13 protein-coding genes are annotated in these 16,322 nt (G+C 57.1%); 6 read left to right on the top strand and 7 right to left on the bottom strand.

Annotation, left to right across the window (positions count from 1 at the left end):
• Window positions 1-25: 25 nt before the first annotated feature.
• Window positions 26-970 (bottom strand): metallophosphoesterase, encoded by a 945-nt coding sequence (locus tag M504_RS13180; protein WP_047494875.1) that lies wholly within the window; start codon window positions 968-970, stop codon window positions 26-28.
• A gap of 17 nt (window positions 971-987) precedes the next feature.
• Window positions 988-4,371 (bottom strand): TonB-dependent receptor, encoded by a 3,384-nt coding sequence (locus tag M504_RS13175; RefSeq protein WP_232296277.1) that lies wholly within the window; start codon window positions 4,369-4,371, stop codon window positions 988-990.
• A 309-nt stretch (window positions 4,372-4,680) separates the two neighbouring features.
• Here M504_RS13175 and M504_RS13170 point away from each other — a divergent pair, with 309 nt between their 5' ends.
• The gene (locus tag M504_RS13170) at window positions 4,681-5,772 is read left to right on the top strand and encodes a Rieske 2Fe-2S domain-containing protein (RefSeq protein WP_052200860.1); all 1,092 of its coding nucleotides are present in this window, start codon (window positions 4,681-4,683) and stop codon (window positions 5,770-5,772) included.
• Here the strand turns inward: M504_RS13170 and M504_RS21815 are convergent, their stop codons facing one another.
• Window positions 5,773-6,987: a peptidylprolyl isomerase gene (locus M504_RS21815; RefSeq protein WP_084214320.1), complete on the bottom strand. Its 1,215-nt coding sequence runs from the start codon at window positions 6,985-6,987 to the stop codon at window positions 5,773-5,775. It abuts the gene before it with no gap.
• Between the two features lie 348 nt (window positions 6,988-7,335).
• On the opposite strand from M504_RS21815, the gene M504_RS13155 reads away from it, so the two are divergent.
• Window positions 7,336-7,782, top strand: coding sequence for a nuclear transport factor 2 family protein (locus M504_RS13155; protein WP_047492109.1), 447 nt, complete (start codon window positions 7,336-7,338; stop codon window positions 7,780-7,782).
• On the opposite strand, the gene M504_RS13150 is transcribed toward M504_RS13155, so the two are convergent.
• Window positions 7,779-8,456, bottom strand: a complete 678-nt coding sequence (locus tag M504_RS13150; protein ID WP_047492104.1) for an MBL fold metallo-hydrolase — start codon at window positions 8,454-8,456, stop codon at window positions 7,779-7,781. The two genes, M504_RS13155 and M504_RS13150, sit on opposite strands and share 4 nt — an antisense overlap.
• A 159-nt stretch (window positions 8,457-8,615) precedes the next feature.
• Between M504_RS13150 and M504_RS13145 the strand changes: the two genes are divergently transcribed.
• The 3 genes from M504_RS13145 to M504_RS13135 all read left to right on the top strand — a co-directional run bounded on the left by M504_RS13145 (window position 8,616) and on the right by M504_RS13135 (window position 12,414).
• Window positions 8,616-9,338 carry an RNA methyltransferase gene (locus tag M504_RS13145; RefSeq protein ID WP_232296276.1) on the top strand — a complete coding sequence of 241 codons (723 nt, stop codon included), beginning with the start codon at window positions 8,616-8,618 and terminating at the stop codon, window positions 9,336-9,338.
• Window positions 9,339-9,399: 61 nt separating this feature from the next.
• Window positions 9,400-9,891 (top strand): hypothetical protein, encoded by a 492-nt coding sequence (locus M504_RS13140; RefSeq protein WP_047492100.1) that lies wholly within the window; start codon window positions 9,400-9,402, stop codon window positions 9,889-9,891.
• A gap of 81 nt (window positions 9,892-9,972) precedes the next feature.
• Window positions 9,973-12,414 (top strand): S9 family peptidase, encoded by a 2,442-nt coding sequence (locus M504_RS13135; protein ID WP_047492098.1) that lies wholly within the window; start codon window positions 9,973-9,975, stop codon window positions 12,412-12,414.
• 68 nt (window positions 12,415-12,482) lie between these two features.
• Here M504_RS13135 and M504_RS13130 read toward each other — a convergent pair whose 3' ends face one another.
• Window positions 12,483-13,109 carry a hypothetical protein gene (locus M504_RS13130; protein WP_047492095.1) on the bottom strand — a complete coding sequence of 209 codons (627 nt, stop codon included), beginning with the start codon at window positions 13,107-13,109 and terminating at the stop codon, window positions 12,483-12,485.
• A 118-nt stretch (window positions 13,110-13,227) separates the two neighbouring features.
• Between M504_RS13130 and M504_RS13125 the strand changes: the two genes are divergently transcribed.
• Complete coding sequence (locus M504_RS13125; protein ID WP_047494860.1) at window positions 13,228-13,740, top strand: DUF4126 family protein; 513 nt, start codon at window positions 13,228-13,230, stop codon at window positions 13,738-13,740.
• A gap of 64 nt (window positions 13,741-13,804) precedes the next feature.
• On the opposite strand, the gene M504_RS13120 is transcribed toward M504_RS13125, so the two are convergent.
• Entirely contained in the window at window positions 13,805-14,788 is a 984-nt protein-coding gene (locus M504_RS13120; RefSeq protein WP_047492092.1) for a sugar phosphate isomerase/epimerase, read from the bottom strand.
• A gap of 76 nt (window positions 14,789-14,864) precedes the next feature.
• Window positions 14,865-16,142 carry a hypothetical protein gene (locus tag M504_RS13115; protein ID WP_052200703.1) on the bottom strand — a complete coding sequence of 426 codons (1,278 nt, stop codon included), beginning with the start codon at window positions 16,140-16,142 and terminating at the stop codon, window positions 14,865-14,867.
• Window positions 16,143-16,322: the final 180 nt, after the last annotated feature.

Raw genomic sequence — 16,322 nt, 5'->3', positions numbered from 1 at the left:
GAAGCTTCCTTCTTGTGGAACAGGGCTAGACGTTTCGGTAGGGCGTGGCGAAATGCGTCGACCACTCCACACGGCTGCGGTCGAGCCACTCGATAGTGCCGCTCTTTGCATCCGCACGGAAGATCATGAAGGCATTCGGATCGTAGCGCGTTGCCGCGGTAACAGTGTGCTGTGGTCCGTAGGTGTGAGCGAAGTCCACCCACTTATGCCAATGCCCAGCAATCACGATCTGGATTGTGTCTTTGTATTTGCGCAGCAACGGGTGCAGTCCAAAGTCCTTCACTTCAGTGGGCGCAATGAGCCAGAGAGGATAGTGGATGAAAACGACCGTGGGCTTACGAGCAGCCAGTTGTGCCTCAGCCCACTGCAACTGTTCATCACCCAACGAACCAAAACGTTTATCGCCGCCCGGTGCCCAGGTTGCGCCAAGGAAATTGTTCAGCACCAGAAAGCGAAACCCGTTGTGGTCAACCGAGGAATACGGATCAGACCTGAGCTTTTGTTTAATCAGGCGATTGGACATTTCAATCGACACGCCGGGCTTCCCATGCTCGTCATAGTCGTGATTGCCGAAGCCAAGATGGACTGGTGCATGAAAGCCATCCATCAGCTTCCTTGCGATGTCGATACGCGTCTCGTTTTTGAAATAGAAGTCGTAATCGGCGGACGGATAGTTGTGGAACACATCCCCCGGCACAAACACCTGTTCAATGGCACTGCCATCCTTAAACCGGATGCCGTTAATGGTGTCACGTGCCATCACAAGGCGGTCATTTGCCTTGAGAATACTTTCGTTATCTTCTATGCCGTTTTCGCTGCCGGGTTTGTAGAACTTATCGATCACATGGGGATCGCTAACGACGGCGAAGTGAAATGGCTTACTCTCCTCCGCTGCGGAAGGTAACCAAGAAGGCGCAAGCGCCGCTCCCAAGGAAGCGGCGCTTAGTGCGTTGAAGCTGCGTCGAGACATTTTCACTGGAGACATCCTTAGAAAATGATCTTCGCTGCAAGCTGCAGTTGACGTGCGGGATATGCGCTGGTGATAGTGCCGAAGCTGCTGCCACCGAAGGTGCTGTTCGCCGCGGCGTAGTTCGTCTTGTTCAGCACGTTGAAGGCTTCTGCACGGAAGTCGAACTTCGATGCTTCGTTCCAGAGCGAGAAGGCCTTATGCAGACCCAGATCGGCCTGGTAGAAGCCGTTCGTGCGTCCAAGGTTACGCGAGGCTGTTCCCCACGGGCTTGTGGTGGGAGTGGAGAACGCAGCAGTGTTAAATACACCCGTTACGGTGGTAGCTGTCTTGGTGCGCGAACCGTAGATCGGAACGCCGACGTTGCGGTTCGGGCGATAGGTATACAGATCGGTTCCGAACAGCGACGATCCACTGGAGAGCGAATAGTTGATGTTGATCGGCGCACCGCTAGTCATGTTGTTGATCAGCGTGAGCTGCCATCCGCCCAATACTTCATCCACGAGCTTGTTCGCGTTGCTGCCGAAGCGACGGCCGCGACCATACGGCAGGTCATACACGATGGAAAGCGTGTCTGCCAGCGGCTGATCGTAACCGGATGGGCCGTAGTCCATGCTCGGGTTCGCATAGTTCACACGGCTGTTGTCTCCGTTCGCAGTCTCCAGGTGACCACCGGAAAGATCGAAATCGCGGCTCCAGGTGAATGCGTTCAGCAGGTACAGACCAAGCTTCGTACGCTTTTCCACCTTGAACTGCATAGAGTTGTAATTGGTGCTGCCACCACCCCATGCAATTTCGATATCGCCAAAGCCCTGCACCGGGCGGCGAGCTGCGAGGTTTCCGCAGGTGCTGCCAACGCAGGGGGTCGCCTGGTTGTAGTCTGCAAGGACCTGGAAGTGCGTGCCCTTGTTGCCGACATAGCTGAGATCCATCAACCAGCCGTTGCCCAATTGCTGCTGCACACCCAAGAAGTAGCTCTGCAGATATCCCGTCTGGAAGTTCTTCGGAATATAGCGCGATGTAACGTTTGCCGGGTTGAAGTATGCCGGCGTAGTCAGCACGTTGCTATAACCCTGCTGCGTCTGACGGAAGCAGGCCGACTGCAACTGGGTATCGTTCGTGCAGAGGGCTGCAGCTGTGGGTGCCACCTGCGAGATGCTGGCATTCACCACGTTCGGACCGTTGTATGTCAGGTTGTTTTCACCACCAGCGCGGTTCCACTGGGTGTAGCCAATGCCGTAACCACCGCGCATTACCGTCTTCGGTGACATCTGGTACGCAAAGCCGAGGCGAGGACCGAAGTTCTTCTTCGGCGTGTTCACCAGCGAGCGATCGTAGATGCTGCCGTTCTTTGCCTGCACCAGTGTCTTAGTTGCAGGATCGAAGTTTGCCAGCTTGTTGTCGCGTTCCCACTGCGGCGTGACGACCTCATAACGGAGACCGGCATTGATGGTGAGTTGCGGCGTCACCTTGATATCGTCCTGCACGTACATGAAGTTGTAGCGCTGACGCAGATTCACAATGGCATACGTTGTCAGCGAATAAGACGAACGGTTGCCAAAGAGGAAGTCAGCCATGTTCTGTGCCTGTTGCAACTGCGACGACAGGCTGGGATTGCTGCCCGTCACCGTGGTGTTTACAGGGTTGCCGTTCTTTGAGTACTGACCAGCGTAGTTGTCCTGGCCATAGCTCGGGTTGAAGTCGTTCAGTTCCGTGTGAATCTCCTGGAACTCATAACCAAACTTCACACTGTGCTTACCCTTAACGATGGTGTAGTTCACCTTCGGGTTGAAGACCATCGGATTCTGGAACTGCGGGTTTGACGACTGGTTGCCGAACTGCGAATAGCCCGTGACAGACTGTGCATTGAGTGAACGCACGATGCGCGGGTCCGTCGGCAAACCATCGGTAATACCGCTCTGTACCAGGAGGGACTGCTGGCCTACGTTAACCGGGAACTTCTGGCCAATGTTGCGTGACCAACCGAAACGCGCATCCAGCAACTGCGACGGTGTAACCGACCAGGTGACGCCACCCATGATGTTCTTATTGCGGATGGTTACGTTGCCGTTGCTGTTACCACCCGCAATACCGGTGATACCCGGCGGATCGTAAATGTAGCCGCGGTGTTGGCTATAACGCGCAAAGATGGAGACTTTCTGATTGAAGGTGTGATCCAGACGGAAGTCGCCCTTGTCGTCATTGATGATGCCGCGTGGCGCAATCACGAAGTTGTTGGACAGACCAGCCACATTGGTTGTCGGCAGAGCCGCGACCACGTTACGCGCAAACGTCGTCCACTGTGCCTGCGGAATAGAACCAACGAACGTGCGGCCCGTGATGGGATCCTGCAGCGGAATCGCGTTGTTCGGATTGGAAGTGTCGTCGTTCAGATAGAACAGACCATTCCGCTGATTGTTCGTAAGAATCGTCGACGCTGTTGATGCGTTATTGAAAATCTGACGCACGCCTTCGTAGTCACCGAAGAAGAACGTGTGATCCTTCCAGATGTAGCCGCCCAGCGTGCCACCAAACTGATTGCGGATGAACTTGGGCTTGGTCTGTCCTGGAGCAAGGAAGGGACCAGTTGCGTTGAACATCGTGTTGCGGACGTAGTCCCATGCACGACCGTGGAACTGGTTGGTGCCGCGGCGGACCGCAGCATTGATCACAGCGCCAACCTGGCGTCCGAACTCTGCAGAGTAGTTGTTGGTCTCCACACGGAACTCGTCCACCGCGTCAGGTGAGGGCGCAATGTTTTCGTTCGCAAAGCCCTGGTTCGATGTGCCGTAGTTGTTGTTGTCCAGACCATCGAGCATGAAGTTGTTAAACGCGGAACGGATACCATTCACGTTGAAAGAAGCTTCACGGCTGCTTGTGGTGCCGTTGTTCTCAAGCGCAGACTTACGCACGCCGGTCGAGAGCAGCGTGAGATCGGCGTAGGAACGGCCATTCAGCGGCAGGTTCTCGACTTCACGCGTTCCAATGAGCTGGCTCTTCGAGCTGTTTTCGGTTTCCAGCAACGATGCAGCAGCAGTGACCTCAACCACATCCGAAGCAGCGCCAGGCTTCAAGGAGAGATCCACGCGCTGACGAGCGTTGACGTTGAGTGCGAAGACACCGCTGTCAGAACGCGAGAACCCACCAGCCTCAGCCGTCACACGGTAGTCGCCGATCTTGACGCTGGGGAATTCGAACTTGCCCTCGCCATCGGCCTTTCGGGTGACGGTTACGCTGGTTTCCACGTTCGTCAGCGAAACGGTGGCATTAGGGATGGCCGCACCTGCACTATCGCGGACATAACCAATCACGGCGCCCGAATCAAACTGGGCCGCAGCGGGCAGAGACATTACAACAGCACTGGCCGCTAGAAGCGGAAGCATTACGATGCGATTTGGTCGCAAGTTGGAACTCCTGTATTTCCGGTTTGATCCAAGCCTCTCAGTTAGCGGTAACGGAACGGTTTCAGGAGCGTTACAAAACCATGAATGAAACCGCCCGAACTTTGCTGGGAGGGGGAAGGACCGTTTTCTCAACAGGCGACGTGTAAATATACCTGCCAGAAAGCGCCACACAGTCTAGCGCACAGAACATAGAAGAAGCACCTGTACTCTAAAATTCTCTGTTTACCGTCGAAGTACGTTTGCCACGCGATGCCCCGTGTTCCACGTAACAGAAGACATCTGGCTTCCCGGTGTAGCCTGATGCTGCACATGAAGTTACGCAACGACAGGATTGACCCCGACACCCAGCCTGCCACGGAGCTCATCTTTGGTGAGTGGTACCCCGCCATGCGGTCCGAGGGGCTGCGGAGGGGGAAAACCACCACGCTCCTGCTGCTGGGAGTGCCTCTCCTTGTAGGCCGCAAGAACGACGGCGGGATCTTTGCCATGCGGGATTTGTGTCCCCACCGGGGTATACCCCTTTCGGCGGGGTGGTTTGATGGGGAGACGGTCCAGTGCAAGTACCACGGGTGGCGGTTCGAGCCCTGTGGTGGACAGTGTGTCGAGATTCCCTCGCTTACTCAGATCGATACGCTGGAGCCGACCAGGATCTATGCCGGGGCTTATCCGTGCCGCGAGGTAGATGGCTACGCCTGGGTCTATCTGCCCGAAGCGGGTTCGGGGCGTATTACGGATGAGACGGTTCTGCCGTCTGTGCCGGAGGTGCCCAAGTTCTCCGGGAAGTTCCGCAGTGCGCATCTGCAGGCTGACCTGCCATGTAACGTGGACCACGGCATCATTGGCCTGATGGATCCGGCACATGGGCCGTTTGTGCACCGTGCCTGGTGGTGGCGCAGCGCCGCATCCATCCATGAGAAGACCAAGCACTTCGAGCCCATTCCGGACGGATTCCGGATGGCATCGCACGCGCCCAGTAAGAACTCCGCGCCGTATAAGCTGCTTGGGGTTTATGGCAGCGATGTGACGACGACCATCGACTTCGTCCTGCCCAATCGTCGCTACGAGGTGATTCGTGCGGGTGAGAAGTGGTTTGCCTCGCTGACTACTGTCACGCCGATCACGCCTTCCACCTGCCGCATCGATGTGATGGCGTGCTGGAACATCTTCTACAGTGTTCCGTTGGTGCCCACCATTGCCAGCTACTTCGGCGCCAAGTTCGTACAGCAGGATCAGGAGACGATGGTGGAACAGGCCGAAGGCCTGCGCTTCCGCCCCGCGATGATGCTGATCGACGACGCCGACAAGCCGGCGAAGTGGTACTTCGCCCTGAAGCAGCGGCGACTGACCGGCAAGGGTGAGCATCCGTTGAGCGGGCCGGTCGATCTGCACTGGCGCAGCTAGCTACTGGATCGTGACGCTCTTCACCGTCACCGGTGTGATCGGGCGGTTGTGGGCGTTGCGTGGGACTCGGGCTATGTCGTGGACTGCCTTTACTGTGGCTTCGTCGCACTGGCCGAAGATGGTGAACTTGTCGTTCAGGTTGGGTGATGGTGCGTCGGTGATGAACCAGCTTGTGTCGTTCTTGGTTGGTCCGCTGTTGGCCATGGCCAAGCGGCCTGGGCGATCGAAGGTCAGGTTCGGTGCGGTCTCAATGCTGTAGCTGAAGCCTGCGTCTTCCGCTCCGCTGGGATAATCCTGCTGCTGCACCATGAAGTCCGGAATCACGCGGTTGATGTGCAGACCGTTGTAATACGGCTTCTTTGTGGTGACGTGCGTTGTTGGGTTGGTCCACTCGCGTTTGCCTTCCGCGAGTTCCGTGAATGTGGCCACTGCGATTGGCGCCTGCTCTTTATAAAGCTTGCAGGTCAGAGTTCCGGCTGTGGTGTCTATGGTGGCGGTGGGGCCGGTGGGGTCTGGCGTGGGGATGTTGGAGGGTTGTGGCGGCACTGGCTGGGGCACCACCTTCTTCGGGTCCCACTCAGGGGCTACCGGAGGCATCGGCTCGCCGGGCTGCACGATGGTGAGCTTGTTGATGGCGATGGCTTTGGTGGTGCGGTTTCCCACTTCCAGCATGGCGTGGGAGATCTTCTCGGCCACGGCGACGCCTGCGTCATCGCACTGCCCGAAGATGGCTCCGCGATGTCCCTTGTCGAACTCGTCATCTGCGTGGAGCGTGATGACGTAGAAGGAGGAGTTGATCTCGCCTGCGTGTGTTGCCATGGCGAGGCGTCCCGGACGGTCGAAGGTCACGCCGGGAATCTTCTCCTCGGGAATGGAGCCGTTCGCATCGCCCTCGCCGCCGCCGTAACGGTCGCCGCCGCGGATGCCGTCAGGAATACCGGCGATGGCTGTGCCGTCATAGAACGGTGTGTTGTGTATGACGGTCAGGTTCAGATGATCATGCCAGTCCTTCTTGCCTTCGGCCAGGTCGGTGAAGTTCTGGACGGTTTTGGGCGCCTGCTTCGCATAGAGACGACAGGCGATGCGGCCCATCGAGGTGTCGAAGACAGCGGTTGGACCTGTTGGTTCCGGGCCGCGCGCCGCTGGTTTGTGCGCTTGCGCGTGCAGGCTGATGCTGGAAAGGCTGGCGAGGAGAACGAGGCCGAGAAACCGCATGTCTTCTGGAGTATCACAAACCTTTTCCGATAGCTCAGGCCTGTGGGGTACCCCTCCCCCCTCGTTTTTCTAAAATCGTCTTTCTATTGGAGTTAACTTCGCGGCTGTCTGCAAAATCGTCCAAACAAAGGGGTTACACGCAAAATCGTCTAAATAAAGGAGTTAACTTCCAGTAGTTGGGATCGGCTTCGCGTCCTATCTCTATTTTAGTGATTTGGTGGAAATACCATGCCAACTTTATTTCCTTTGGTTTGTTAGGTTTCAGTGCGATTAGGGGTTGACAGGTTTTTCATGGATGGACGCTTCTGGCATGACATGATGGGTGCACGTATCCCAAGGAGTTCTCGGATGAAGCTTCCCCTGCTGGTGCCGGTGTTGGCGTTGATCTGCGGTACAGGTATTTGCGCGGCGCAGACCACGCCTGCGGATGAGGCCACCTTTCGCAAGTTGCAAAGCGATTGGGCAGAGGCGAGGAAGAATCAGGACGTTGCTTTTCTGGAACGGTTCTATGCGACGGAGTTCACCGTGGGCGTGATGAACGGTAGCGAGAACACGCGTGAGCAGGACATCAGCGTGTTCCGCACCAAGATTCTGAAGCCTGCCGTTATTACGGATACCGAGATGGTGGTGCATCGCTACGGCGAAGCAGCGCTGGTGACAGGCGTGGAGCATCTGGAAGGTACATACGCCGGGAACAGCGGCGCGTTCGACCTTCGGTTTGCAAACACGTATGTGTATCGCGATGGCCGTTGGCAGATGGTGCGGCACCAGGCCACGCCGATTGTGAAGCCCTAACCGACTAATCGGGCGAGTGCCTGCGTGCCGTTGGTGATGAAGCGGCCGTGGCCGGTGGCGATGGATTTCGGTTTGTAGTCCAGCAGGCGTTTTGCGGATGCGTCTGCCAGCGGGCAGTCCCATGTGCCGCCTTTTGGCAGCGGGAAGTACCAGGGCGGGGCGGTGACGAGGTGCAGGCCGCCGACGCTCATGAGAGCGTCGCCTGCGAAGAGTGTGCCGTCACGCTCATCAAGGAAACAGAAATGACCCGGTGTGTGGCCGGGTGTGAAGATGCAACGAAGTGAACCGAAGAGTTCACCATCAGTCAGCGTGTGCGTGGGCCGTGTCTTTGCGCCGGGGAAGCTGCCCTTCGGCTTGTGCTGCGGTTCTTCGGGGCGCAGTGAAAGATCCTTGTGCAGGAAAGGAGCTTCGCGCTGCGAGATGGCCACGTCTACAGGCCCGAGTTGTGCGTGCAACTGATCGAGCGAGCCGATGTGGTCAAGATGTGCGTGTGTGAGCAGAATGCGGCGAATGCTGCCGCCGAGCTCTTGTGCGGACTGAATAATCTTTGCAGCCTGACCGCTGATGGTGCAGTCCACCAGCGTAAAGCCATCGCGTTCACGGACGAGGTAACAGTTGGAGATACCCAGGAATGTCAGTTGCGCCAGATCTTTGTGGATGCATGTGAGTTTCATGGGAGTGATATCAACGCTCCTCTCTCGTATTCGAGAGCTTGTAAAACGGATGCACGGATGAGGCTGTGGTTGTTCAACGCGCAGCAGATTAACAGCTCTTTGTTGCAGGTGCGCTGCTGTCCGTAGAATCAAGACTACGGATTGATGATGGAAGAAAGTTTGCAAAATCGGATTGCCGTGGTGCTGGTGCGGGCGCGGAATCCGCTGAATATTGGCGCTGTTGCGCGCGCGATGAGCAACTTTGGATTTGCCGATCTGCGCGTGGTGAACGATTATGACGTTCCCTTTCAGGATGCGCGGTCCGCGATTGACGCTGCTCCTGTGCTGAATACGGCGCGCCAATTTGGCAGCGTGGCGGAAGCGGTTGCGGATTGCACGCTGGTCTACGGCACCACTGCTCTGGGTGAACGCAGGCTATTGCATCCCGTGGATATGTTGCGGGATGCGCAGACGCATGTTCGCGATGCAGTGACTACGGGTGGCCGTGCGGCTGTTTTATTTGGTTCGGAGAAGACAGGTTTGTCTGCCGATGAGATGAGCCATTGCCATCGGTTGCTGACGATTCCGATGAATACCAGCGGTGTCTCCATGAATCTGGGGCAGGCTGCTGCGGTGTGTCTGTATGAACTGATCCGCGAGAGTGCTATTCCGCAAAGACCTTTGCCACCGGAGGCCATGCCTGCGAACGCAGAGGAAATTGCACGGATGGAAGCGGTGCTGGGCGAAGTGCTGGAAGAGAGCGGTTATGCGCATCGGTATCCGGCGAATATGCGTGAGGTGACGCACCGGCGCATGGTGCGGCGGATGACGCTGGACCGCGGCGATGTGGATGCGTGGATTGGTGTGCTGCGGCAGGTGTTGTGGAAGCTGCGTAAGGAATAGCGTTCGATGGGATTCATTTTTCCTTTTTCGTTCGCCGAAGAGGCGTTTAGAATTTGCAGCCATGCCATCTAGTCCAGCTGAAGAACGCGCCCGAACCGCTTTCGCTCTGACGAAAGAAAAGCATCCCGAGGCTATAGATCTCACAATCCAAAGAGTGTTATCGATAGATCAAGGGCAACTGTCTGAGTCCCATCTGGTCTATGTTCTTTACAATCGGCCAGGGATTACCTCTCAGAGCCAACCGCGCTCAATCATCTACTTTCCACCATTCAGATCTCCGTTGCATTTTGATAATTCAGAAGAATTCATCGTCTGGTATGCGGGGAAACGCTCTAAGGAACAAGCTTCTTTTTGGGGTAAAGTCCTCGATGCGTCGGGAGGCGTGGCAGGTCTGCTAGCAGTGATGATCACCGGCGCAATTGTGTGGGAATACCTAAAGCTGGGTGGTAAGAACTTTGATATTCCGACACCTCTCGCAACTGCTCTGGGGACTGTGCTCGGGTTTTATTTTGGCGGCAAAACCAAAGAAGCCAAGGCGGCTTTGAAACCATAGGGCTATGCAGCTTCTGCATCCTAAGTGGCTTTTCGATTCTCCCTTGAGCATCAAGCGTTCCGCGCTGATAGACTCCGTTGCATGAACCACACTTTGTATCGTTCCGCTGCCGCGCTGGCGCTCGGCTTTGCCGCTGTTGCTTCTGCGCAGCAAACCCTGACTGCTGCTGACTATGCTCGCGCGGAAAGTCGACTTGCTACCAAGACCGCGTCGCTGGTGGACCATGCTGTGACGCAGGTGACGTGGTTGAAGAATCCTTCTGCGCCGGAAGGCGGCGACCGATTCTGGTATCGCGATACGGCGAATGGCAACACGACCTTCATGCTGGTGGATGCGGCGAAGAATACGAAGGCGCCCGCGTTTGACCATGCGCTGATGGCGAATGCGCTGAATGCTGCGGGCATTCGGAATGCAAGCTCGACGAGCCTGCCGATCACTGATATCAGCTACGCCGACAGCAACAACACGATTGTTGTGGGTGTGCGTGGTGAGCGTTATCGCTGTGCGATGGCTGCAAGCTACACATGCAACAAAGAAGCGATTCCGCCTGCGCATCAACAGGGTGCGCAACCTGCCGTGAGCACGACCGGCACTGGTGGCAATGCAGGCATGAGTACGAATCCGGCGACTGCTGCGCCCCTGCGTCCGGGACGCGATGAAGCCGTGGTTTCACCCGATGGCAAGAAGGCTGCGTTCATTCGCGATTGGAATTTGTGGGTACGCGACATAACGACTGGCGAAGAGAAGCCGCTGACTACGGACGGCGCTTACAACTATGGCTATGCAACGGATAACGCTGGATGGACGCACAGCAATCGTGCGGTGCTGGTGTGGTCGCCTGATTCGAAGAAGATTGCGACGTTCCAACAGGACCAGCGCAAGACGGGCATGATGTACCTCGTGAGCACGGCGGTGGGCCATCCTACGCTGGATGCGTGGCCTTATCCGCTGCCGGGCGATAAAGACGTCACCATGATTGAGCGCGTGGTAATTGATGTGGATGCTGCGAAGGTCGTGCGGCTGAAGATGCCTGCGGATCAGCATCGTTCGTCGTTGTGCGATGACATTAGCTGCCGTGGTGGTGGATGGGATGATGTGCAGTGGAGCGCCGATGCGAAGACGCTGGCGTTTCTTTCCACGAGCCGCGATCATCGTACGGAAAATCTGCGCATGGCGGATGTGTCCACGGGCGATGTTCACGATGTGATGAACGAGGTTGCGGCCACTTATTTTGAGAGCGGCAATGGCAAGGTGAACTGGAAGTATCTGTCCACGCGTAACGAGATTCTTTGGTTCAGCGAGCGTAACAACTGGGGCAATCTTTTCCTGTACGACGCAGGCACCGGCAAGCTGAAGCATGAGGTGACGAAGGGCGATTGGAATGTGACGCAGGTGTTGCGCGTGGATGAGAAGACGGGCGACATCTTCTTTGAGGGCGTGGGACGCGAGAAGGGTTGGGACCCGTATTACTCGGCTGTTTATCGCGGCAATCTGGATGGCAAGGGTGTGACGTTGTTGTCACCGGAGCCGATGAATCATGCGGCAACGTTCAGCGAAGATGGCAAATATTTTGTGGACGTGTTCAGCACGCCGCAGGTTCCGCAGACCACGGTGTTGCGTGATGCAACGGGCAAGACGATTGCCGAAGTTGCAAAGGCGGATATCACTCGGCTGAAGGCTACGGGATGGCAGGCGCCGATCAACATTACGGTGAAGGCTCGTGATGGCAAGACGGACCTGTATGGCTTGATGTTTAAGCCGTCGAACTTCGATGCGACGAAAAAGTATCCGATTGTGAACTACATCTATCCTGGTCCGCAGACCGGTTCGGTGGGTTCACGCAGCTTCTCGGCGGCGAGGGGCGATAGCCCAGCGCTGGCGGAGTTGGGATTCATTGTTGTTTCCATCGACGGCATGGGAACGCCGTGGCGCAGCAAGAAGTTTCATGATGCTTACTTTGGCGATATGGGCGACAACACGTTGCCGGACCAGGTGGGCGGCATGAAGGAGCTGGCTGCTAAAAACTCGTGGATTGACATTACTAAGGCCGGCATCTGGGGACACAGTGGTGGTGGATTTGCCACAGCAGATGCGATGTTCCGCTATCCGGATTTCTTCAAGGTGGGTTGGAGCGAGAGCGGCAACCACGAGAATCGCAACTATGAAGATGACTGGGCTGAGAAGTGGATTGGTCTGGATGACGCTGCGAACAAGAAAGCCTATGACGACGCAGCCAACGAAGCGCATGCTGCGAATCTGAAGGGCAAGCTGATGCTGGTGCATGGAACGATGGATGACAACGTTCCGCCAAACAACACGCTGGTTGTGGTGGATGCGTTGATGAAGGCGAACAAGGACTTTGATCTGCTGATGGTTCCGAATGCGCACCACGGGTATGCGGATCAGAGCTACTACATCATGCGTCGGCGTTGGGATTACTTTGTGACGAACCTTGCAGGTGGGACGCCGCCGAAGGAGTATCCGCTGGCTACGCCGCAGGCACAGGCGGGACGTCGACGGTAATCAAAGTTAAATAGACAAAGAAAAACGCAGCGTCCTGATGGCGCTGCGTTTTTTCTTTGCGCGAATGTCTACTGCACTACGCCGCTGTCATCGGTGGGTTTGGTGGCGGCCTGTACCTTCCAGCCATCGTTTGTGAGAACGAGAGTTGTGGTGGCCTGGTTTGTGGCGGCGAGTGCGGTTGCGAGGCCGGGGAAAGCATTCTGTGTTTCGGGGGCCTGTGCCCAGTCCTTCACGTCGGCGAGGGTGTAGGTGTAATTGACCGTGGTGGTGGCGCCGGGCTGTGTGCCGGAGGCCGTGTTGCTGAGGACATCTTTCACACTGCGATGCGCGTAGCAGAAGTTACCGTAGCCGGGGTTGTTGGGATCCGGGGTCCAGTTGGAACGGCCTTTGTCGGTCAGGTCGTAGCTGTTGGCGGCTTGTTTGATGACGAGCAGCTTGGTCTTTTCAACGGGCGTACGTGAGAGCAGGCCCTGATCGACGAGCGCGTCGAAAGGGCGAATCCTGGCTGTGTCGTCCTGCGCGTGCTGTTGCGGAAGCTGAATCGGCTGTTTCCAAAGACATTCCGGCCATTGATCGTAATAGTGATTAATGGCGGTCTTCAGGTTGCCGGTCTGGTCCTTCGGGGCTTTGCAGCCGGTGACGGCAACGATGGTGATAACGGCTGTCGTAAGGATGGAGCGAGATCCAAGGCGCATTCTGATCCAGTCTCAACTTTCATGCCAGCGCTTCTGGATGGCGCGGGCTGTGGGTTTGGATGCAATTGTGCTACGAAAAGCCTGTCCGTTTCCGATTTCATCGTGCATTATGAGAGCCATGAATCTTCTACTGGTTGCGCTCCTCGGCGGGTGTTCAGGTTTGCGTACATTCACACCTTTAGCGGCATTGTGCTGGTTTGCATGGCGGAACGTGATTCATTTCTCGGGATGGAGAAACTTTACGGCATCGTTGATCGCCGTAATTATCTTTTCTCTCTTTGCACTGGGTGAGATCGTGAACGACAAGTTGCCCAAGACGCCTTCGCGACTGATCCCGCCGCAGCAGATTGCTCGTATGACAACTGCCGGATTTGTGGGACTGGTGGTGGCGCAGCCGCTGCTGTTGTCGCCGATCCTGGCGATCGTGGCTGGGGCTATTGGTGCAGTGGTGGGGACCTACTCCGGATGGTTTGTTCGTTCGCGTACGGTGGCGGCGCTGAAGTGTCCGGATTTGCCGATTGCGCTGGTGGAAGATGCCGTGGCCATTGGACTGAGCATTACGTTCCTGCACCTGATTGCGGTACACAGCGTGTTGTTTCTTGGGAACCAGGGGATTGGATTCGGCAAGTAACAGTTTTTAAGGAATAAGAAAGCCCGCTCATGATCTATGAGCGGGCTATTTGCTGCGTGTTGGTTTAGCAGTCGATGCCGGCGTCCTTCAGGCACTGCTTGAGGCCTGCCATGCTGATGCGGGTGGAGGATTCCTTGATCTCGGCCGGCGTGGTGCCGGGGCCGCTGTGCCAGTGCGTTTCCAGGCTGACGCCATAGCGATAGCCATCGCGCTTGAGAGCCTTCAACTGGCCGGTCCAATCGACAAGGCCCTTGCCGACCGGCTCCCACTGGAAGGGATGCTTGTCGCCTGGGGCGTTCCGCGAGACGGACTTCACGTGGCAGTGGCCGATACGCTTCTTCGGCAGCGCGTTGTAGTCGTCTGGGTATGGAACGTCGCCGGGGAACGAACCGGAGTTGCCGGGATCCCAGTTGAGCATGAGGGACGGGTTGGTTACGCGGGAGAGTGTCGCCGCTGCTTCCTTGCCGGAGCCGGTGTTGCAGGCCATTTCATTCTCGAGGACGAGGACCATCTTCTGCTTGCCAGCGATGGTGGCTGCCTTATCGAGTGCTGCGTCCATGTCCTTGCGGAAGGGCTTTGCATCTTCCAGGCGCCAGAAGTCGAAGCAGCGGATGCGGTCTGTGCCGAAGTTTCTTGCAGCGGCGATAGCGGCTTCCAACAGTTCAAACTGCTCGGAAAGGTCTTTAGGAATCTTGGTGGCATCTTTGGTGCCGCCATCCTTGGAGAGCGGCGCGCCGGGGAAATTGCTCTTGAAGAGCGGGGTGCCTGCGTCCGTAACCTTCAGGTTGTACTTGGCGAGAATCTTCTTGGCGTCTGCGGTTTCCTGCTCGTTCAGCTTCGTGATGTTCTTGCCGTTTACGTCGCGAACCTCAATCCACGACAGGCCGAAGTCATTGGCTGCGATGTGGCAGGAATGCTCAAAGTCCGAACCGATTTCATCGGCAATGACCGCGAGGCGGAAGGGACAGTTCTTCGCCTCGGCGCGCAGCGTTGCGGCAAACAGAGCGAACGAGCCAGTCGCAACAAACTGGCGGCGATTCAGATGCATTGGTAGGACCTCCTGAAGGGACGCTGACATATTAGCGCAAGCGTATGGCGGCTTGTCGAAACAAGAAGCGCCAATTTCAACGCACGTCGAGCGCGACGACTTCCGCTGGGCCCGCGATGCCGTCTTCCACAGCGGTGGTGAGTACCGCTTCAAAGTCTCGATCGCGATTAGCGCGGCCGATACGGTTCTCCAGTTCGCGTACACGTTCGGGGTTGGCGAGAAACTCCCCGGCTGCGGCTGTTCCGCTCATGCCGATGCCCGCGGCGATGAGGCATACGCTGCCGAGCGGCTCACAGTGGACACGCGCAATGATGGCGTAGTCGCGATTGACCGTGGTCATCTTGTCGCGCAGGCGAATGCTCCACTGTTTGTTGTCAGGATGCTGACGGTCACGGATGTAATAGGACTCCGCGTCGCTGCCAGCGAACCGGTAACGCAATGGATCGATGAGCTTGAGGGTCCACTGGTTGGAGAGGCCGCCGATAAAGATCGCCGGGCCTTCGCGCAGTTCGTTCAGGTTGGTTCCCAGGTTCAGCCGCACGCGAACAGGCCGATGCTGCTGCTCCACGACTGATTCCAGCTTCATCATGGCGATGACATCGGAGAAGACGACGTTTTCACCGATGACCTGGTGATCGAAGAATGTGCCGGAGGCGGGCAGCGTGGTGTCGGCCAGATCGAGCGCGTGGGCGACCGCCTGCTCCGTAGTGTTTGCCCAGCCGGGGCCTTTGCGATGGACGCTCATGGGCAGGCAATAAGTGATGGGGCCATCCGAGGCGAACAAGGGTCGCCATAAATCGTCCATGGGTGTGCTTCGCATGCGGTGCCAGCCCGCGAAGCCTGCCCCGGCCAGAAGGACAAACACGCCTGCCAGAACGGGAAGCAGCCAGTGACGCCGGTGTGGGGTGGACGCGGTTTCCGGCACAACCGGGGCAAGATGCGCTGCGGACGATGGCTCAGCAGCCACCTCCGGTTCATGTTCGCGACCGGGCAGAAATTCTGGAATGTAGGAACCCGGTGTGAGTTCGATCCGCAGCTCGGAAGAGTGCGCGTCTTCGTGGTAATACTGCGCGATCCGTTTTCTGATCTCGGCGATGGTTACGCGGACGATGGGGTCAGAGGCGGTGTCGTAGTCGCCGGGCCGTGTAAACACTTCGACGCCCAGCGTTCGCTCCTTGAGTAAGGGGCCGCGGCCTTCCAAAGTCTCTTCCACGATGTAACGGAGGAGTGCCGGGTACCGTTTGCTGTTGCGGAAGTGGCTGGATTGCAACAGACGGTCGAGTTGTGCGCGTACGCGGTCCTTCTCCTCAACGGAGAGCGATGCGATGGCGTGGGGAGCGGGGGAGCTGGCCATGAACTGCTTTCACTTCGAAACGACGAGGCCAAGAATAGGCCTTTTATCCTCCCCTTCGCAAGGGTTTACCCCCTCTTAACCTGCCCTTGTCCTTCAAGCACATACGGCGATTTACGCCTCCGTTCATACCCGAAGGCACTGACGGGTTGTTTGTTCGCGTGCCTAGACTCCGTGCGTTGT

Origin of the sequence: Terriglobus sp. TAA 43, assembly GCF_000800015.1 — a bacterium.
Classification (GTDB): Bacteria; Acidobacteriota; Terriglobia; order Terriglobales; family Acidobacteriaceae; genus Terriglobus.
Note: the sequence above shows the minus strand (reverse complement) of the source record. Positions and strands in the feature narration are given on the sequence as shown.